Here is a 19,165-nt window from a genome sequence, read left to right as displayed (position 1 = left end):
CGGGATGGGGGCGGAGGGACGGCGAGTACAGGGCCGAGCGGGATCAGTGGGGTGCGTGCATCGGGTCGACGCTGTCGACCACGCCCGCGTTGTTCTGGGCTTCCTCGGCCATTTCCAGGTCACCGGCGAGATAGGCGTCCACGGCCAGAGAGCACCCCTCCATCGCGGATCCGGCCCTCGTGACCATCGCTTCGGCCAGACCGCTGTAGTGCTCCAGGAAGTTGTAGAGCTCGTTCTGGACCGGTGCGCTGCACGAGGCCGTCGCGGCGGCGAGGATCTCCTCTGCCATGGTGTTCATCGTTCCGTCCAGGGCGTCACCGCTGCCGTCACCGAGAGTGGTGAAGACCTCGGTGAGAACCCCGCCCACACCCGGAGGATCGATATCCCAGGTACTCATCGGGCTCCTTCCCGTACCCCGGAGAACCGCTCGGCACGAAATCCCTCCGGGAGTTCGGCATCCTCGACATGGCCGGTTCCGGCCATTTCCTGTTGTGCACGGATGACCGCCGCCTCCATACGGGACAGCGCCGGACGAAGCCTTTCGAAAGACCTGGTCAGACGCTTTTCCAGGGAGGTGAAACCGTCCTTCAGCCGCTCACTCTGCTCCTCTTGGGTGAGCCAGGACAGCATGGGAAACGTACGGTCGGAGAACCGGGCCTCCGGTGGGCCGAGAGGCGCCCGTTCGGGTTCTTGCTCGTCCCAGGAACCCGGTTCCACCAGGTCGAACTTCATGCGGACCCCCCTTTCATGAGATTCAATGGGATAAGCGATCTTCGTTATCTCTTCGGGCGTATTATGCCGATCGGCTGCGACAGAGGGTGGCCCGGGCCGTACACGCAGGAGTTCCCTCGGCGCACCGCCGTTCGCACTCCCCGAACCGATGGAGACCTCCGTGACTTACGACGTCGTGGCGCTGACCGCCCGCGTGCCCGACCCGCAGGCGGTCTCTGAGGCCTTCAGGCAGGCCGGTTCCGGCCGGTCCCTGGATGCCCTCAGCGGAGGCAACATCCTGCGGCTGTGCGACCCCGCCGGACGTCCGCTGGTCACCCTGGAACCGCCGCAGTCGGTCGGTTCCCGCGCTGAGGTCGCCCGGCTGCTCGGACAGGAGGCCGTGTGGGGCCTGCCCGATCCCTGCTGGTGGGTGGAGCTGCGAGCCCGCCCCGACCAGGAGGGCCGGGATGCCGCCCACCGCGTCGCCGACGCTCTGGCCCTGGGCATGGGTGGAAGCGTGTGGACGTCCGGGCCCGGAGATCTCGGCCCCTGGGAGGACCCTGGCCCTTCGGAGCACACCGGAGCCGTGAGCGGCCACCCGGCCGTGGAACGCGTCGCCGGCAGCACCTTCGTCATCGCACAGGACCGCGACGTCGTCCCATTGTCCAGCTGGATCACGGATGCGCTCTTCTCGCACGGTCTGCGCGGCCCCGGCTTCCAGTTGCTGACGCCCGCATCTGCGCGGCTGACCTATGCACTGCGCACCCTGATGTCCATGCCCAAGGCACGGTGGGTCGTGCGCACCGCAGAGGAGGAGTACATCGACGGATCCTCCGGTGTTCCTCTGCGCTGGGACGACGGAGAGGGTTTCGTCCCCACAGTGACCGATCCCGCCGCTTTCCGGGCCGTGGAGGGCTTCGACTCTTCTTCCGAAGAGGGTCTCCAGCTCCTCGTCAATCTGACCGTGGACCATCGCGGAACCTTCGCGCCCCCGTTCGGGCGGAGCGTGGAGATCCTCACCGGGCTGTTGGCCGGTGCGGTTCCAGGAGGATGGGGAACCCATGAACCCGCCCTGGCCCCCTGGGACAGGGAGCGGCTCGTCCGCCTCATCCGGAGCCGTTTCCCCCGTTCGGGCCGTTTCCATTTCTCTGCTCCGGCGGAGGCGAAGAGGTCGTTCACAGGAAGTCTGCGCGTGGAGTGGAGCGGAGAACGGGCGCGGGAACAGATCTCGCTGGTCATCGGATACGGGCCGGGCGAGCGGTTTCCCTCTGCAGAAGAGGTCGCCTCGGTTGTGGAGGCCCTGGCCGCTGAAGGGCTGCTCTCCCAGGTGTGGTTCCGCAAGTCGCGGGGGCGGGCCGACACCACCTGCGAGGCACGCTGGACCGGTGTGCCCGGCACGGTCGGAATGGCCGTCGGCCCCCGTGAGGCGGCAAGGCTCGGAGACGGGCTCTCGTGCGGGCCGGTGGAGGGTGTTCCGCTCGGCGGGGGGAACGCATGCCCTGTCTGGTTCCCCTTCCCCGAAGACGACGCGGGAGCACTGCGATCGGCCGAGCTCGCGCGGGCCCAGGCCCTGCACTTGGCCAGGGCGTTGCCGCCCATGGGCGGTCCGAGCCGAGGGCGGTCGTCCGAATAGCGGAGGCGCCCGCGGGCGGGGATGCATGGCCGGTTGCGGGAGCGAAGCGGGGCTGGTCGGTTGTGAAAAGTCCGCGCCGGTGCACACTTCGGCTGTTCGCGCGGGGGACACGTGACTGTCGTCGGGCGCCGGTAGAACGGTGGCGCCCCTTCCCCTCCCCTCCGCGAGGTGCCCCCTCTGATGTCCCGTCCCTCCCGCCCCTTCCTCCCCCTGCCTCCGGCCGACGACGGCCCGCGCGTGTTCGGCACGCTGCTGCTCCGTACCGGCGGCGACGACGCCGCATGGGCCGACGTGCTCTCCCGGATGGGCCCGCTCCCCGGGCTGACCGTGGTCGGCCCGGACCTGGACAAGCCGCCCGCGGTCCCGCCCGGCGAACCCCGGCGCCTGCTGCTCGCGGTGGACGCCCCTGCTTGGCGGGACGCCGCCCCCGAGGAGGTGCGCGAGGCCCTGGGCGGAGAGGGGACGTGGATGCCCGACCTGGTCCTCCTCGTCACCGACGCGACGGCGGCCGATCCCCGGCTGCGACCGCTGGTCGCCTTCCGGCCCTCCGGCGGGGAGGCGTTCCAGATCTCGCCCCGGCTGGCCGCGCTCGTCCATCTGGTCCTGCACCACCCCCTCACGGAGCTGACCCTGGAGGGCTTCGAGGAGTGGTCCCCTGTGGACGGGGAGGAGGATGGGGACTTCTCCGACCCCGTCGGCGCCGGGCTGGAGACACTCGACCCCGCGCCCCGCTACGAGCCCCCGGCCCGGCCCCTGCCCCCGCCCGGCGAGGGGAGAGAAGGCCTGCTCGTGCGCACCGACTTCACCGACGACACCGCCTGGAGTGCGGTGGTGGAATCGGTGCGCCATCCCGGGCCGGAGTGGTTCGGCGACATCGTCGACGACTTCGGCACCGACTTCGACTTCGTGGACGACGTGGTGTTCGAGGGTGCGTCCCCCGAGCAGTTGATGGCCGCCGTGCAGCCCGTCCCCGGGGAATCCGGGGAGGAGGCCCCGGATGTGGTGCTGATCGCGGACGGCCCCACCATGCGCGACCCGGAACACCCCGTGGTCGTGGTGCCGCTGTGGGGCCGCCCGGGGTGCGCCTTCCGGCTGCCCGCCGTACAGCTCGGGAACATGGTGGTCAACCTGGCGCTCTCCAACATGGACCTCGAGGACTTCATGGACAGTCGGGCTGCGAGCCTCGCCGGGCCGGTGTGAGTGCGCCGGAACGGCGGCCTGACAGCGGGCCGGCGGTGAGGCGGCGGCGAGCGGCCCCCTCCGGCTGCTGAGAGGCGCCCGCCCCGGCCTCGCGCACGCGAGGCCGGGGCGGGGGCGAGTGGGCGGGCGAGACCGGGCCGACGGCGATCGGGCCCGGGAGCCACCCCACCCGGGAGGGCACATCGGTCCCAGGTGCCGTCGTCTCCGCGTGCGCTGCCGGGCCGACCAGAGCCGGGGCGGTGCACGGGAGGCCCGTCCCGCGCATGCTCGGCCGCTCGGGACCGGGCCGGACCGGTGGGAGGAAGGGCGAAGCGGGAGGCCGGCCCGCCTCGGGCAAGGGCCGCCTCGGGGAAGGGCCTGCACGGGGCAGGGGTCGTGCGGGGGGTTCCCGCCCCCGCTGCGGGGTCCGGGGCGCTGTCCCCGACGGCGACCACGGCCCTGCCGAGCCGGCGTTGGCAGGTGCGAGCCGCGCAAGCCGTGCGAGCCGCGCGAGCCGTGCGAGCCGCGCGATTCCGGCGTCGTCCGGTGCGGTGGGCCGCTCCGGCTGTGACACGGGCGCGGGCCGCGCGGGACCCGGTGGGTCCGGCGCGGCCCGGTCGGTGTTCCGTCCGCCGCGCGGGTCCGCGACGGGACCCGCGTTCGGCTATCCGGCCTGCGTGGCTTCCTCGGCCCGGCCTTCGACGAAGACCTCACCGATGAGCCGCTCCAGCACCCCGGGAAAGACCTCGGCCGGGTTGATCGCCGCGTCGCCCATGGTCAGCGAGCCGGTCAGGGTCGTCACGCCGTCCGGGGTACCGAGCATCAGTGCCCCGTAGCCCCCGGGAGGGCTGCCGTTGTGGTGGAGGATCGTGCCGCGGTCCTCTCCCAGGTCCTGCACGAACAGCCCCAGGCCGTAGCCGAAGTCCGGGTGCGGCTCGCACATCTCGGACAGCAGCGCGTCCGGCAGCAGCCGACCGCCCGTCAGGGCGCTGAAGAACGTGTGCAGGTCCAGGGTCGTCGAGATCATGTCACCCGCGCCGACCAGCAGGGAGAGGTTCTGGCGGGTGACGTCGACCGTCACCCGCTCACCGTCCTCCTCGTAGTGGAAGTAACCGTGGGCGTGCGGCTCGGGCAGGTCCGGGGAGTCACCCGGCACCACGGTGCCCGACAGCCCGAGCGGGTCGAGGATCCGCTGCCGCATCGCCTCGGCGTACGTGTGCCCGGTGACCTCCTCGATCAGCAGCACGGCCAGCGTGTAGTTGGTGTTGGAGTAGCTCCACTGCGCCCCCGGCTCGAACCGGGCCGGCCTGGCCAGCGAGAACTCCACCAGCTCGTCGGGCCGGTAGCTGCGGAACCGGTTCTGCGCCCAGGCCCTGCCCGTCGCGTCGATCCCCGGCACGAACGTCCCGTCGGCTTCGAGCTCGCCGGTGTAGTTGTACAGCCCGCTGCTGTGCTGGAGCAGCATCCGCACCGTGATCCGGGTGTCCAGCCCGAACCGGGGCAGCCGGTCGGCCACGGGGTCGTCCAGCCCGAGCAGTCCTTCGGCGACCAGTTGCAGGACCAGGGTCGCCACGAAGGTCTTGGTGGTGCTGCCGATCCAGAAGTGGCCGTCGGTGGGTGGTCCCTCCTGGATGCCGGACTCGCGCACACCGGCGCTGCCGACCCAGGAGCCTCTCTCGTCGTGTACGCGCATCTGCAGTCCGCCGAAACCGAGGCCGACGATGTCCTCGATGGTCTGCTGGAGCTCGGGGCGGTCGGGTCCGGTGGCGTTAGCGGTGGTGGGGGTGGTGGGAGTGGGGGTGGTACCGGAGGCGGTCCGGGTGGTGGGCTCGGTTGGGGTGATCGGAGTGGTGGGCATGACGTGCTCCTTCAGGGGGCCGGGTGGAAGAGGGGTGGGATCGGAAGGGGGCGGGGCTGGGAGAGGGGTGCGCTGGAGGGGGATGTGATCGCGGGTCAGATGCTGCGGGCGGCGATGTCGCCGTGGTCGGTGGTGGCGGTGATGGCGAGTGCGGCGGTGCCGTCGTTCTTGAGGGCGTTGTCGATGCGGCCGTAGGAGGTGCCCGCGTCCAGGGAGGCGGAGACGCCGGGGACCGCGGTGACGGTGATGTCGCCGGAGCGGGTGCGCAGTTCCAGGGCTCCGGTGCCTCCCGCCTGCTCGACGCGGATGTCCCCGCGGGCGGTGGTGAGGCGGCCGGGCCCGCTGGGACCGGCCAGGGTGATGTCGCCGTCCTGGAGGGTGATGCGCGCGGCGGCGGTCTCGCCGAGTCGGACGGGGCCCTGGGCGCTGTCGAAGGTGACCTCGCCCAGGCGGCCCTCACTGTGGAGTCCGAGGGCGGCCGCGGTGGCCTGGACGTCGGAGCCGGCGGGCAGGTGGACGGTGACCTCGACGGATCCGGGGTGCCCGAAGGTCCGGTCGCGGGCCTCGGGGTCCTGGATGCGCAGGACGTTGTCGGCGCAGGTGACCTCGATGCGCTCCGCGGCCTTGGTGTCGCGGCTCTCGGCGGGATCGGCGGGGCGGATCTCGACGGTGGTGTCCGCGCGGTCGGCGGCGATGAGGCGGACGTGTCCGGCGGCGAGGTCCAGGATGGTGGTGACGGAGGCGGTGGTGTCGAATCGCTGCTGCATGGCGCATTCCTTCGCTTCGAAGTTTCTGTTGATGGAAACGCTACGTTGCGTTTGAATATCTGGCAACATACTTGTTGCGAAGAAGCTTTGTTTCAGCAGGTCTTGGAGCCAAAATCGTTGCAACAGCTGTGAATCTAATGCAATGAATCGCGGTCGCGTGTTGCAATGAAGGAAAATCGAACGCTACGCGGAGCTCCCTCCTCCGATGTGACTCGCGCAGTGGGCGACACGTCGGCATCCGGCGGTGGCTGACCGAGGGAACGACGGCATCCGCCCCGATGGGCTCCGATATACCGAGACACGAACGGCGATCCGGCATGATTCGCCGTCCTGGATGAGTGTTTTCCACATCTTTGCGTGACTCGCAGTAGTCGAGAGTGACTTTAAGCAACTCATTGTCGACGATTTCGGGTATGGACCATTGCTCCAAATCAGCACCGAAGGCGCCCGGCGCCTTGAGTGCTCGCAACCTCATCCGCGCGGCCGCCACGTTCACCGGCGCTGTGCTCATCGCACCGTTGCTGTGGACCACGGCTCCCGCTCTCGCCCACGACACCCCGGGGCCCCAGGAGAGGGTCCCCGAGTCCGCTTCGCAGGGGCAGAGCGGAACGCCGGTGGACCTGGACCGGGCGACGGAGGAGGCCTTGGGCGGCACGCCGCTCCCGGACCTCTCGGGGTTCCCTCTGGACAAGACGCACAAGTTCACCGAGCTGTACAGGGACTACCCGGAACCCGGAAAGCCCGGCAAGCCCGAGAAGCCCGAAGAGCCCGGGGAGCAGCTTCCCGAGACCGGGGAACCCGAGCAGCCTGAGAAACCTGGGAAGCCCGAGGAGCCCGAGGACTCTGAGGAGGCTGGGAAGCCCGGGAAACCTGGGGGAGAATCTGAGCAGCAGGGCAAACCGTGCAAGCACGGGAAGCCCTGCAAGCCCGAAGAGCCCGGCAAGCCCGAGGAACCCTGCAAGCCCGGCAAACCCGGAAAGCCCGGGAAGCCCTGCAAGCCCGAAGAACCCGAAGAGCCGTGCGAAGGCAGCGAGAACGGCAAACCGTGCAAGCCCGAAGAGCCCGGCAAGCCTGAAGAACCCTGCAAGCCCGGCAAACCCGGAAAGCCCGGGAAGCCCTGCAAGCCCGAAGAACCCGAAGAGCCGTGCGAAGGCAGCGAGAACGGCAAACCGTGCAAGCCCGAAGAGCCCGGCAAGCCCGAGGAACCCTGCAAGCCCGGCAAACCCGGAAAGCCCGGGAAACCCTGCAAGCCCGAAGAACCCGAGGAACCGTGCGAAGGCAGCGAGAACGGCAAACCGTGCAAGCCCGGAACACCGGAGAAGCCGGAACACCCGAAGCCTGAGTCTCCTGAGCGCCCTGCGCAGCCCGAACTCCCGCGCACCGGTGCCTCGGTCGCCGTCCCGGCCGTGGGCGGCCTGCTCGCCGTACTGGTCGGCGCCGGTGCGATGATCCTGGGTCGCCGCCGCCGGACGGACGACGCACAGGTCTGACCGATCTCCTGACATGACCGTCCCGCTCGGGCCCGCACCTTTCGAGGTGCGGGCCCGCTGGCCATCCGGCGCCCCGTCGACCGGGCCGGCGGCCGGTCGATCGCCCCGATGGCGTGGTCCGGCATCTCCGAGAACGACTCCGGGCGCCTGCTCGAGGTTCGGGAGGACGGACGCACTTCAGGTGCGGGTTACGGCGTCTGTGGTCGGTGTTACAAGCGAGGTCGGGTGCGACCGGCGGGTTCGCAGGCGGACCCTTCCTCCGTGGACCTGTGTGGCCGGGCGGGGCAGGCCTCGCGCGCACCCGCCCCGTAAACCCCCACCACCCGGCACGCCCGTCGAACGCACCGGCCCGGCGCTCTGCCGCACGCCGACTGCGGCGGGACGGGCCCACGCTCCGCAGTCTGTACCTTCCCAAGCGGCTGAGCTTTTGGAGACCAACGCTTGCTGCCGGGAGCGACCACAGACCGCCCGCCCCAAGGGGTGACCCTCCTGGAAACCTCCAAGTCCGTCCACCCCCTGGGGCCAGGGCCGAGGTTCCCCCTCCCTCTCACCCCCTGCGGCACAGCTCCCGGTCCCTCCTCCCCCGACCCCCTGGGGCTGGGGCGGCGAACCCTCCTGCGGCCGTCACCCCCTGGGGCGGGGGCCGAGAGACGTCCTCCGGCTGGGGCCAGGGACTCCAGAAACGGGCACGAACCCTGCGGCGGAAGCCCCGGCCTCCTCTTCCCTTGACCCCTCTGGCCTGGGATGGGAGACCCGCCCGCGGCCTTCGCCCCCGGAGGTCTGGGGCCTGGGTGGTGCCCGCCTGCTCCACCTGGAGTCGTGGGAGATGATGCGCCCTCCGACCGTGCCGGGAACCCCGGACAGGAGACCTCCGCCCGCGACAGCGTTGACACGTCGGGAAGGGCACACGCCCCGAGGGGCGGGCTCCCCGGTGTGCCGGGGAGCCCGCCGGGTGGTCACCGGGTGAAGGTGGCCCAGGTGTGGGTGCCCAGGTCCCCGAGCGGACAGACGGGCGAGTATCCCCAGGCTGTGGACAACTCCTCGATCATGAGCAGGCCGCGCTGGCCCCCGGCGCCCTCCCACTCGGCGGATTGCGCGGATTTCAACGCGGATATGCGGGGACCCCGATCACTCGGGAACGAAGACGCTCAGCCGGTACCACGCCTCCGTGCGCAGGCACAGGACGTCCAGTCTCAGGTCTTCGTACCGGTGGTTCCGCAGCCGCTCCCTCTCCCGCTCGCGGAACGCCCGCATCTCCGCCGCGTCCGGCGTCTCGAAGAGCACCTCCCAGCGTCCCGCCGCGTGCCGCTCCGCCGACTCCCGGGCGCGCCTGCGCTCGCGTTCCCGTCGTGCACGCTTGCCCGGCACGGCGCCTCCCCTCAGTCGGCGGTCTTCTCCCAGACCGACACGTGCTTCTCGCTCTCGTCCCCGAACGGCGTCCGGTCCCAGTCCTGCCAGCGGCCCACCAGCCGCATCCCCGCGATCCGCGCCATCAGGTCCAGCTCCGAGGGCCACACGTACCGGAACGGGACGGACCGGAAACTGCCACGGCCGTCCGCGACCCTGACGTAGTTGGAGCTCGACCGCTGCGTCGCGGGTTCGTACAGGTCGAACGCCCAGTTGTCCTCGCCCACGTGGAACGGCACCATCTTCTGCCCCGCGGGCAGCCTGCGCAGCTCCGGGATCCCGACCTCGACCACGAACCGCCCGCCCCGCTCCAGGTGTGCGGCAGCGTTGACGAAGCACTCCACCTGCTCGTCCTGCGTGGTCACGTTCATGATCGTGTTGAAGACCAGGTAGACCAGCGAGAACTCCCCCGGGACCCGGGTGGTGGTGAAGTCCCCGATGGCCACGTCGATGTCCCCGCCTCCCGGCTTGGCGCGCATCCGCTCCACCATCGCCGGGGACAGGTCGATGCCGTGCACCGGGACGCCGCGCGCGGCCAGCGGCAGCGCGATGCGCCCGGTCCCGACGGCGAACTCCAGGGCCCGCCCCTCCCCCGCCAGCTCGGCCAGCAGGTCGACCGCGGGATCGACCTTCTCCGGAGCGAACATGCCCTCGCCCGGGGTGTCGTAGTGCTCGGCGACGTCGGTGTCGAAGTGGTTCGGCTTCGGCTGCGGTTCGCTCATGGACGTGACGCTAACCCGGGGGCCCGGTGCGGTGCACACGGTTTTCCCCAGCGGGCGGGGAAAGCCGGTATTCCCAGAACCACCGCCCTCTGCGAGGATTCCGAAGCAGTACGAGCACCGGAAGGAACGGACCCTTGGTCGACCCCCTGCGTTCCGACGATCCCCGTACCATCGGCCGCTACCGCCTGGAGGGCGTGCTGGGCGGCGGCATGGGACGGGTGTACCTGGGCAGATCGCCGGGCGGCCGGACCGTCGCGGTGAAGGTCGTGCGGCCGGAGCTGGCGGGGGACGAGGGCTTCCGCCGGCGCTTCGCCCGTGAGGTGGAGGCCGCCCGCAGGGTGGGAGGTTTCTACACGGCGCAGGTGGTGGACGCCGACCCCGCCGCCGACCCGCCCTGGCTGGTCACCGCCTACGTCCCGGGCCCGTCGCTGTCGGAGGCGGTGCGGCGGCACGGTCCCCTGACCGCCGACGGGGTCCTGTCCCTGGCCGCCGGTCTGGCCGAGGGCCTGGCGGCGGTGCACGAACAGGGCATCGTCCACCGGGACCTCAAGCCGGGCAACGTCATCATGGCCGAGGACGGCCCCCGGGTCATCGACTTCGGCATCGCGCGGGCCCTGGGCTCCGGCGACGGCATGACCTCGACGGGGATCATGGGCACCCCGTCGTTCATGGCCCCGGAGCAGATCCGAGGCGAGGGCCCGGGCCCCGCGACGGACGTGTTCGCGCTCGGCTGCGTGCTGGTATTCGCCGCCACGGGGCGGCCCCCCTTCGGCGGCGGGGAGCTCGCCACCCTGGTGTACCGGATCGTGCACGAGGAGCCGGACCTGTCCGGAGTACCGGAGGAGCTCGTCGACCTGGTGGCGGCGTGCCTGTCCAAAGATCCAGCCGCCCGGCCGACCATCCCGACGATCCTCGAACGGGTGGCTCCCGGCGCGGTGGGCGGGAGGAATCCGGACCCGAGAGCGGTCAGAGATTCCGGGGGCACGGGGGCTGTCGCCTTCGAGGCGCCACCCGCACCGCTCCCGGGTCCAGGAGCGCCGAACCCTGCCTCCCCCGCCCAGCGGCACGCCTACCACGTCGAGGCCAAGGAGCTGACCCTTCTGGGGGTCCGGATCGGCATGCTCCTGTGTCTCGTGTTGCTCGTCGTGATGACCGTACTGGCCCTGATCCTCTACCGGGGAGAGACGCCCGGCCTCTTCCCACTGGGCCTGGCTCCCCTCATAGGGGGAGTGCTCCTCATCGCGGGCGTGTTCCAGGGAAGGAGGTTCGTACCCAACACCTCACTGATCCTGGACAACGAGCAGATGACCGTCGTGCACAGGGCCGGCCTCAGCCAGGTGGTGTCCTCCCACTCCATTCCGTGGAACACGGTGTGGAGAGTCGGATTGGACGACAGGGCGAACCTGGTCGTCTGGCCCCGTACGGGCGTGCGGCCACCGGACGGTCTATCGGTGGGGACGACGGCCGAGGGCGGATGGTCCATCCCCTTGTTCGTCCCCGTCCTGAACTCAAGGCGCGCCGGCTCCCGGCGGATCGCCGCGGTGAAGGCGACGCTGTCGTCCATCGCCGGGGATGGGTTCATCGACATGGAGGGCGATGCCGGAAGCGGAAGCTGACGGCACCCCGCTCACACGCCGCCGACCGTGGGCGAGTACGACGAGTGCAGGACCAGCGAGGCCGCGCCGATCGCGCCCGCGTCCTCGCCGATGAGCGAGGTCTCCACCCGTACCCGGCGCACGCCCCGGGCCAGGGTGCGCCCGGCGACGGCCGTCGTCAGCGCCTCCCGGTACAGGTCGCCGACGTGGGGGACGCCCCAGCCGCCGAGCACCAGCAGCGGCACGTCGATGATGTTGACCAGCGCCGTCCCCGCGTCGCCCAGCCTCCGCCCCGCCTCGGCGATGACCTCCAGTGCGACCGGGTCCCCCGAGCGGGCCTCGCGGCACACCCGGCGGTAGGCGGCGACGGTGCGCGCCTGACCGCGCTCGTAGGCGCCGGCGTCCTCGCCCCGGCGGCGGGCGGCCTCGGCGGCGACGGCGTGCGGGGCCAGGTAGGTCTCCAGGCAGCCGCGGTTGCCGCAGGGGCACTCGGGGCCGCCCGGGTCGACCACCACGTGCCCGATCTCGGCGGCGTTGCCGCTGCGGCCCCGGTACACGCGCCCGTCGAGGATGAACCCGCCGCCCACGCCGGTGCCCACGTACACGAACGCCATGTCGGCGGAGCGCCGCTCGCCGCCCGCCCAGCGCTCGCCGATGGTGGCGGCGGTGGCGTCGTTGTCCAGGACGGTGGTGAGCCCGGTGCCCTCCCCCAGCGCCTCGCGCAGCGGCACGGAGCGCCATCCGGGCAGGTGGGGCGGGGTGACGGCGCCCTCGGTGTCGATGGGCCCCGGGGTGGCCACGCCCAGGCCGAGGATGCGGTCCGGGGCGGGGGCCTCCTCGACGATGGCGCGCACCGACCGGCACAGGGCGTCGATGACCCGCCCCGGGCCCTGCGCCGAGGGGGTGCGCCGCCGGGTGCGGGCGACCACGTGCCCCGCCAGGTCTGTGACGACGAGGGTCGTGGAGGCGGGGTCGATGTGCATGCCGACGGCGTAGTAGGCGTCGGCGTTCAGCCGCAGCACCGTGGCGCGCTTGCCGCCGCGGGAGGTGGCCCGGCCGTCCTCGCGGACCAGGCCGTCCTCCAGCAGGCGGCGGACGATGTTGGAGACGGTCTGGGCGGTCAGCCCGGTCTGGGCGGCCAGTTCGACGCGGCTGATCCCGTCGGCGGAGCGCACGGCGTCGAGCACCCGGCTCTGGTTGAGCCCGCCGAGCCAGGCGAGGTTGGTGCCCATGGGGCCTCCCCTTGCGGTTTCGTGGTGCCGGTCGTGGTCCCACATGAGCGTAACCGCCCTGGAAGCGCCGACTTACCCCATTGTCTTTATCCAAGCTTTTGAGTAATGATGTGTCACACGTCACTTCATCTCAAGGCAGGTCGACCGTTCCCCACCTCACCTCCCCAGGAGAGCACGATGAAAGGAACCGGACCCCGCACACGACTGACGGCCGCGGCCGCCGTGCTGGCACTCACCGCCACCGGCTGCGGAGGCGGCGCCGCGGACAGGGACGAGAACACCGTCCGTATCGCCTACCAGAAGTTCGGCACCTTCATCGCGATGGACTCGCTGATGCGGAAGGTGAAGGAGGAGTTCGAGGCCGACCACGCCGGCGTCACCGTCGAGCTCCAGGCGATCGAGGCGCCCGCCGAGGACTACCAGACCCAGGTCAACCTCATGAACGGGTCCGCGAGCCAGGCCCCGGACCTCATCTACCAGGACTCCTTCACCATCAACCAGGACGCCGACGCCGGCTACCTGATGCCCCTGGACGGGTACTTCGACGCCTGGGAGGACGCCGACCTGTTCAGCACCCAGGAGGCACAGGCCGTCACCTCCCTGTCGGGCGAGCGGTACGGCGTCATGCTCGGCACCGACGTGCGGGGCCTGTGGTACAACACCGAACTCCTGGAGCAGGCGGGTGTGGAGACCCCCTGGGAGCCCGCCACCTGGGACGAGGTCCTGGACGCCGCCCGGGCGGTCAGGGACGGGTTCGGCGGCGACGTCACTCCGCTCAACGTCTACTCCGGCACCCCCGCCGGGGAGGCCGCCTCCCTCCAGGGCTTCCAGATGCTGCTCTCGGGGACCGAGGACGCCCTCTTCGACGACCGGTCGCAGAAGTGGGTCACCGGGAGCCGCGGGTTCACCGACTCCCTGGAGTTCGTCCGCACCGTCTACGACGAGGGCCTGGGCCTGGAGGTGCAGGACGCCCTGGACACCAACGTCGGCACCGTGAACAACGAGGAGCGCTTCCCCTCCGGCGAGCTGGCCATCAGCCTCGAGGGCTCCTGGGCCACCCAGTCGTGGATCCCCGAGGCCAACCGGCCCTGGGACGGCTGGGAGGAGGTCATGGCGTTCACCCCCATGCCCACGCAGGACGGTCGGGGCGCCGGGGCGACCAGCATGTCCGGCGGCTGGGCGCTGTCGATGGGCGCCCACGCCACGAACCCGGAACTGGCCTGGAAGGTCATGACCTACGCCCTGTCCAGGGAGAACGCGGTGAAGTTCGCGATCGAGGGCGGCCAGATCCCGGTCCGCACCGACGTCGCCGAGGACCCGGCGTTCCTGGAGAACGCGTCCATGGCCGAGGAGTTCGCGGCGCTGGTGGACATCACCGGCTTCCGTCCGGCCTACAGCGAGTACCCGCGCATCTCCATCGCGGTCCAGGAGGCGATGGAGGCGGTGATGCTCGGCGAGGCGACCCCCGAGGAGGCCGCCGGCCTCTACGCCCAGGAGGTGGAGGGCATCGTCGGGCCCGACAACGTCACGGGCGGTTCCTGAGCCGTGGGGACCGCACCGACGACCCGCGCGCCGCGGGTCCCTGAGCGGGGGCCCGGGGGTCCGCCCCGGCCGCGCCGTCCCCGGCGCGCCCCGGGCGGGGCGGCCCGCTGGGTGGTGCCGATGGCGCCCGCCCTGTTCCTGCTGCTGGCGTTCTTCGCCGGGCCCATCCTGTGGACGGTGTGGGCGTCGTTCACCAACGAGGCGCTGACCGGGGCGCAGGCCGCCGACACCGCGTTCGTGGGACTGGACAACTTCGAGCGGCTGGCGCAGGACCGCCGTTTCCGGGCGGCGGCGGTGCTCACCGTGCTGTTCCTGCTCGGTTCGGTCGCGGGCCAGACCGTGCTGGGTCTGGCGCTGGCGCTGCTGCTGCGCCACCGGCACGGGGCCGTGCGCGGCGCCGTGGGCGCGGTGGTGGTGGGCGCCTGGGTGGTGCCCGAGGTGGTGGCGGGGTTCGTGTGGTACGCGTTCCTCGAACGCGAGGGGACCCTCAACGCGCTGCTCGGGTCCGTCGGGGCGCAGGGGCAGAACTGGCTGTTCACCGCGCCGCTGCTGGCGGTGGTCCTGGCCAATGTCTGGAAGGGCACCGCCTTCTCGATGATGACCTACGGGGCCGGGCTGTCGGAGGTGCCGCGCGACCTGGAGGAGGCGGCCCGGGTGGACGGGGCGTCGGGCCGCCAGGTGCTCTGGTACGTGGTGCTGCCGCTGCTGCGGCGCACCGTCGCCACCACCCTGCTGCTCATCACCCTCCAGACCGTGCAGGTGTTCACACTCATCTACGTGATGACCGCGGGCGGTCCCGGGTCGCGCAGCACCACCCTGCCGCTGCTGATGTACCGGGAGGCCCTGGACCTGGGCGACCTGGGGTACGGCACGGCGATCGCGCTGGCGCTGCTGGTGGTCGCCGGGCTGTTCTCGGTCGTCTACGTACGGATGCTCAGCAGGGAGGAGCGGGCATGACGACTGCGAGGACGCGGGCGGGCGGCGCCGGGCCCCGGCGGCCCCGGATCGCCGCGGTCGCCTCCCCGGGCCGGGCCGCCGGGGCGGTGCTGGTCCACCTGGTCCTGGCGGTGCTGGCGCTGCTGTTCCTGCTGCCGCTGCTGTGGATGCTGTTCGCCTCGGTGGACGGGGAGGCCACGCTGCGGGCGGGGCTGCCGGGCGTGCCCACCCTGGACAACTTCCGGGCGATCCTCACCCCGGAGACCGTCTACCGGCCGCTCTGGAACAGTGTGCTGACCTGCGGCGGGGCGGCGGTCATCACGGCGTTCTGCTCGATGCTGGCGGCCTACCCGCTGTCGCGGTACACGCTGCGGTTCAAGCGGCCGTTCCTGTACACGGTGCTGTTCGCGACCGGCTTGCCCATCACGGCGATCATGGTGCCGGTGTACGGGCTGTTCGTGAACGCGGGCCTGCTGAACTCGCTGTGGGCCACCACCCTGTTCCTGGCGGCGAGCACGCTGCCGTTCGGGATCTGGCTGACCAAGAACTTCATCGACGGCATCCCCATCGCCCTGGAGGAGGCGGCCTGGGTGGACGGGGCGTCGACCTGGCAGTCCATCCGGTACCTGGTGGCGCCGCTGCTGGCGCCGGGGCTGGCGGTGGTCGGGATCTTCACGCTGGTGAGCACGTGGGGGAACTTCTTCGTGCCGTTCATCCTGCTGTCCAGCCCGGACAAGATGCCGGCGGCGGTGCGGGTGTTCACGTTCTTCGGGCAGTACGGGTCGGTGCGCTACGGCGAGCTGGCGGCGTACTCGCTGCTGTACACCCTGCCGGTGGTGGCGCTGTACCTGGCGGTGTCGCGGGCGATGGGCGGGCGGTTCACGCTGGGCGGCGCGATGAAGGGCTGAACCGCGCCCCCCGGGCCCCGGGGGCCGGCCCGTCCGCGCACCGCGGAGCGGGGCCCGGGAACGGGGCCTTCGCGGAGCGCACCGGGCACACGGCCCGGTGCGCCCCGCCCGGGTTCAGCGGGCCAGGCGCAGGGTGACGATCTGGAAGGGCCGCAGGGAGAAGGCCACCCCGCCCTCCCCCGCGTCCAGGTCCGGGGCGCCCTCGTACTCCTCCTCCAGCAGGTTCACCGCGCGCACCCCCGACACCGGGAACCCGAAGCGCACCGTGGCGCGGGTGCGGGCGCCCAGCGACTCGTACAGGCGCAGCACGACGTCGCCGGAGCGGTCGTCGGCGGGCTTGAGCGCCTCGACCGCCACCCCGGCCCCCTCCACCCGCACCAGGGGCTCCACCGCCCCGGTGCCGCCGACCTCGCGCGGCGGCAGGTTGAGCCGGTACCCCTCGCGGACCGCGTCGGCCACCGTCGCCCCCGGGACCAGCGCGTACCGGAACCGGTGCTCGCCCTGGTCTGTCTCGGGGTCGGGGAAGCGGGGCGCGCGCAGCAGCGACAGCCGGACCGTGGTGGTGGTACCGCCGTCCTCGCGCACGTCGCGGGTGACGTCGTGGCCGTAGGTGGAGTCGTTGACCAGTGCGGCTCCGTAGCCGGGTTCGGCCACGTGCAGCCAGCGGTGGGCGCAGATCTCGAACCTGGCGGCGTCCCAGGAGGTGTTGGTGTGGGTCGGGCGGCGCACGTGCCCGAACTGGATCTCCGCCGCGGAGGACTCCGCGCGCACGTCCAGGGGGAAGGCGGCCTTGAGGAACTTCTCCCGTTCGTGCCAGTCCACGACCGTCTCCACGTCCAGCCGCCGGGAGCCGGGGGCCAGGGTGAGGGTCTGCACGACGGCGGAGTCGCCGAAGGAGCGGGTGATCCGCAGGCCGTCGCCGACGATCTCGATCCCGTCCACGGCGGTGAGGTCGGTGACGGTGTTGCGGTAGAAGGAGTCCACGTCCCAGGCGTCCCACTGGTTGGGCAGGTCCTGGTGGAGCTGGAGCAGGTTGGCCGGGCCGGCCAGCGCCTCCCGGCCGGTCTCCCGGTCCACGACGGAGGTGACCAGTCCGCGGGCGTCCACGCGGACCGTGAGCAGGCCGTTGGCCAGCAGGTACGAGCCGTCGACGGTGGTGGTCCCGGTGTCGCCCTCCGGCGGCCTCCGGGGCGCGGCGCCCAGCGCCGGGACTCCGCCGCGGTCGTGCGGGGCGGCGTTGAACTCGACCACCCCGTCGCCCGGGCCGACCAGCAGGCGCTGCGCCCGGTCGATGAGCGCGCCGAGTTCGGCCTCCGCCTCCGCGTAGGCCTCGGCGGCCTCCCGGTGCACCCAGGCGATGGAGCTGCCCGGGAGGATGTCGTGGAACTGGTTGAGCAGCACCGTGCGCCAGAGCCGGTCCAGCGCCTCGTGGGGGTAGTCGGCCCCGCGTCGCACGGCCGCGGTGGTCCACCACAGCTCGGCCTCGCGCAGCAGGTGCTCGCACCGGCGGTTGCCCTGCTTGGTGCGGGCCTGGCTGGTGTAGGTGCCGCGGTGGAACTCCAGGTACAGCTCGCCCCACCACACCGGGGCGTCGGGGTACTCGGCCTCCGCCTCGGCGAAGAACGCGTCCGGCCGCTGGATCTCCACCCGGGCGGAGCCCTCCAGGTCGGCCAGCCGGGCGGCCCGGCCCAGCATCTCCCGGGTGGGGCCGCCCCCGCCGTCGCCGTGGCCGAACGGGACCAGGGAGCGGGTGGCGCGGCCCTTCTCCCGGAAGTTGCGGGCGGCGTGGGCGAGCTCGTGGCCGGTCAGCTCGGAGTTGTAGGTGTCCACCGGGGGGAAGTGGGTGAAGACCCGGGTGCCGTCCAGGCCCTCCCAGCGGAACGTGTGGTGGGGGAAGGTGTTGGTCTGGCTCCAGGAGATCTTCTGGGTGAGGAACCAGCGCGAGCCCGACAGGCGGATGAGCTGGGGCAGCGCCGCGGAGTAGCCGAAGGAGTCGGGCAGCCACACCTCCCGGGTGTCGATGCCCAGCTCGTCGCGGAAGTAGCGCTTGCCGTACACGAACTGGCGGGCCAGGGCCTCCGAGCCGGGCATGTTGGTGTCGGACTCCACCCACATGCCGCCCACCGGCACGAACCTGCCCTCCTTCGCGGCCTGCGCCGCCCGGGAGAAGACGTCGGGGCGGTGCTCCTGGAGCCACGCCCACTGCTGGGCCTGGGACATGGCGAAGACCAGCCCGGGGTGGTCGTCCAGGAGGTTCACGACGTTGGCGGCGGTGCGGGCGACCTTGCGCCGGGTCTCGCGCAGCGGCCACAGCCAGGCGGAGTCGATGTGGGCGTGGCCCACGGCGGAGAGCCGGTGGGCGGCGGGCGCGGCCGGGGAGGCCAGCGCCCCGGCCAGGGCCCCGCGGGCGCGGCCGGCGGTGCCGGGGACGTCCTGGAGGTCGAGCAGGTCCAGGGCGCGTTCGACCGCCCGCAGCAGTTCCCAGCGGCGGGGGTCGCCGGGGTCGAGTTCGCGCATGACGCCGCCGAGGACGTCGAGGTCCATGGCCAGGTCCCACACCTGCTCCTGGAAGACGGCCAGGTCGGCGCGGGCCAGCCGGTACAGGGGCGGGCCGTCGGGCCCGGCGGGGGCCGAGCCCAGGTCGGTGGGCCGAAAGGGCGGGTTCCCGAGGATGACGGGGTTGGCGGCGGCCTCCACGTGGAGGTCGGCCTCGGTCTCGGCGGCGGGGAGGCGGACCCAGGCGTTGCGGGGGTTGAGGCCCTTGAGCACGGTGCCGTCGGGTCGGTGGACCAGGCCCTCGGCCTGGAAGCCGGGCATGTTCGCGTCGAAACCGAGGTCGAGGACGGCCTCGACGGTGCGGCCCTCCCACTCCCGGGGGACCCGTCCGCGGAAGCGGAACCAGGTGGTGCCCCAGGCGGGCCCCCATGTGTCGCCGACGGATGCGGGGGCGTGTGGGGCGGCGATGCCCTCCTCGGCGGGGACGGGCTCCCCCGGGGCGTCCCAGCGGGAGACCTCCAGGGGGACGGACGGGCCGTGGACGGCGGGCCATACGCGTTCGCGCAGGACCCTCTCCAGGCGCGCTTCGGTCAGCTTGCGGTCATCGTGCACGGTGGACCTCCTCGGTCACGTCCCTGGCCGACGTGCCCAACGTTGCCCACGTCACATGACTTCGTCAACACTCTGGA

The 19,165-nt window shown here is 71.9% G+C and carries 16 protein-coding genes; 7 read left to right on the top strand and 9 right to left on the bottom strand.

The features are described from left to right. Nucleotides 1-43 precede the first annotated feature (43 nt). Both ACSUPR_RS19205 and ACSUPR_RS19200 read right to left on the bottom strand, forming a co-directional pair. Nucleotides 44-397 (bottom strand): DUF6507 family protein, encoded by a 354-nt coding sequence (locus ACSUPR_RS19205; protein ID WP_436886083.1) that lies wholly within the window; start codon nucleotides 395-397, stop codon nucleotides 44-46. Further along, a complete protein-coding gene (locus tag ACSUPR_RS19200) occupies nucleotides 394-732 on the bottom strand; it encodes a hypothetical protein (RefSeq protein ID WP_436886082.1) in 339 nt (112 codons plus the stop codon). Before ACSUPR_RS19200 ends, ACSUPR_RS19205 begins: the two co-directional genes overlap by 4 nt. Nucleotides 733-880: 148 nt before the next feature. Here ACSUPR_RS19200 and ACSUPR_RS19195 point away from each other — a divergent pair, with 148 nt between their 5' ends. Both ACSUPR_RS19195 and ACSUPR_RS19190 read left to right on the top strand, forming a co-directional pair. Next, nucleotides 881-2,344, top strand: coding sequence for a DUF6177 family protein (locus ACSUPR_RS19195; RefSeq protein WP_436886081.1), 1,464 nt, complete (start codon nucleotides 881-883; stop codon nucleotides 2,342-2,344). A gap of 180 nt (nucleotides 2,345-2,524) precedes the next feature. After that, entirely contained in the window at nucleotides 2,525-3,544 is a 1,020-nt protein-coding gene (locus ACSUPR_RS19190; RefSeq protein WP_436886080.1) for a DUF6924 domain-containing protein, read from the top strand. A 643-nt stretch (nucleotides 3,545-4,187) separates the two neighbouring features. On the opposite strand, the gene ACSUPR_RS19185 is transcribed toward ACSUPR_RS19190, so the two are convergent. Both ACSUPR_RS19185 and ACSUPR_RS19180 read right to left on the bottom strand, forming a co-directional pair. Next, nucleotides 4,188-5,381, bottom strand: a complete 1,194-nt coding sequence (locus ACSUPR_RS19185) for a serine hydrolase domain-containing protein (protein ID WP_436886079.1) — start codon at nucleotides 5,379-5,381, stop codon at nucleotides 4,188-4,190. 95 nt (nucleotides 5,382-5,476) lie between these two features. Then, complete coding sequence (locus ACSUPR_RS19180; protein WP_436886078.1) at nucleotides 5,477-6,148, bottom strand: DUF4097 family beta strand repeat-containing protein; 672 nt, start codon at nucleotides 6,146-6,148, stop codon at nucleotides 5,477-5,479. A 413-nt stretch (nucleotides 6,149-6,561) separates the two neighbouring features. Between ACSUPR_RS19180 and ACSUPR_RS19175 the strand changes: the two genes are divergently transcribed. After that, nucleotides 6,562-7,638, top strand: a complete 1,077-nt coding sequence (locus ACSUPR_RS19175) for an LPXTG cell wall anchor domain-containing protein (protein ID WP_436886077.1) — start codon at nucleotides 6,562-6,564, stop codon at nucleotides 7,636-7,638. Between the two features lie 956 nt (nucleotides 7,639-8,594). Here ACSUPR_RS19175 and ACSUPR_RS19170 read toward each other — a convergent pair. From ACSUPR_RS19170 to ACSUPR_RS19160, 3 genes are read right to left on the bottom strand one after another with little or no spacing between them, the layout of a single operon-like run. Next, nucleotides 8,595-8,744, bottom strand: a complete 150-nt coding sequence (locus ACSUPR_RS19170) for a hypothetical protein (RefSeq protein ID WP_436886076.1) — start codon at nucleotides 8,742-8,744, stop codon at nucleotides 8,595-8,597. Nucleotides 8,745-8,766: 22 nt separating this feature from the next. Continuing rightward, complete coding sequence (locus tag ACSUPR_RS19165) at nucleotides 8,767-9,006, bottom strand: hypothetical protein (protein ID WP_436886075.1); 240 nt, start codon at nucleotides 9,004-9,006, stop codon at nucleotides 8,767-8,769. 11 nt (nucleotides 9,007-9,017) lie between these two features. Continuing rightward, on the bottom strand, nucleotides 9,018-9,767 hold the full coding sequence (locus ACSUPR_RS19160) for a class I SAM-dependent DNA methyltransferase (RefSeq protein WP_436886074.1): 750 nt from the start codon (nucleotides 9,765-9,767) through the stop codon (nucleotides 9,018-9,020). 134 nt (nucleotides 9,768-9,901) lie between these two features. On the opposite strand from ACSUPR_RS19160, the gene ACSUPR_RS19155 reads away from it, so the two are divergent. Beyond that, nucleotides 9,902-11,383, top strand: a complete 1,482-nt coding sequence (locus ACSUPR_RS19155) for a serine/threonine-protein kinase (protein ID WP_436886073.1) — start codon at nucleotides 9,902-9,904, stop codon at nucleotides 11,381-11,383. 11 nt (nucleotides 11,384-11,394) lie between these two features. On the opposite strand, the gene ACSUPR_RS19150 is transcribed toward ACSUPR_RS19155, so the two are convergent. Further along, complete coding sequence (locus tag ACSUPR_RS19150; RefSeq protein WP_436886072.1) at nucleotides 11,395-12,594, bottom strand: ROK family transcriptional regulator; 1,200 nt, start codon at nucleotides 12,592-12,594, stop codon at nucleotides 11,395-11,397. Nucleotides 12,595-12,771: 177 nt separating this feature from the next. On the opposite strand from ACSUPR_RS19150, the gene ACSUPR_RS19145 reads away from it, so the two are divergent. The 3 genes from ACSUPR_RS19145 to ACSUPR_RS19135 all read left to right on the top strand — a co-directional run bounded on the left by ACSUPR_RS19145 (nucleotide 12,772) and on the right by ACSUPR_RS19135 (nucleotide 15,980). After that, nucleotides 12,772-14,136 carry an extracellular solute-binding protein gene (locus ACSUPR_RS19145; RefSeq protein WP_436886071.1) on the top strand — a complete coding sequence of 455 codons (1,365 nt, stop codon included), beginning with the start codon at nucleotides 12,772-12,774 and terminating at the stop codon, nucleotides 14,134-14,136. 120 nt (nucleotides 14,137-14,256) lie between these two features. Continuing rightward, nucleotides 14,257-15,093, top strand: a complete 837-nt coding sequence (locus ACSUPR_RS19140) for a carbohydrate ABC transporter permease (protein ID WP_436886070.1) — start codon at nucleotides 14,257-14,259, stop codon at nucleotides 15,091-15,093. Then, the gene (locus ACSUPR_RS19135) at nucleotides 15,090-15,980 is read left to right on the top strand and encodes a carbohydrate ABC transporter permease (RefSeq protein WP_436886069.1); all 891 of its coding nucleotides are present in this window, start codon (nucleotides 15,090-15,092) and stop codon (nucleotides 15,978-15,980) included. Before ACSUPR_RS19140 ends, ACSUPR_RS19135 begins: the two co-directional genes overlap by 4 nt. A gap of 114 nt (nucleotides 15,981-16,094) precedes the next feature. Here the strand turns inward: ACSUPR_RS19135 and ACSUPR_RS19130 are convergent, their stop codons facing one another. After that, the gene (locus ACSUPR_RS19130) at nucleotides 16,095-19,088 is read right to left on the bottom strand and encodes an alpha-mannosidase (protein WP_436886068.1); all 2,994 of its coding nucleotides are present in this window, start codon (nucleotides 19,086-19,088) and stop codon (nucleotides 16,095-16,097) included. Nucleotides 19,089-19,165: the final 77 nt, after the last annotated feature.

This window comes from Nocardiopsis dassonvillei, from assembly GCF_964273065.1.
GTDB lineage: Bacteria > Actinomycetota > Actinomycetes > Streptosporangiales > Streptosporangiaceae > Nocardiopsis > Nocardiopsis dassonvillei_B.
This window is presented reverse-complemented; position numbering and strand designations above follow the sequence as displayed.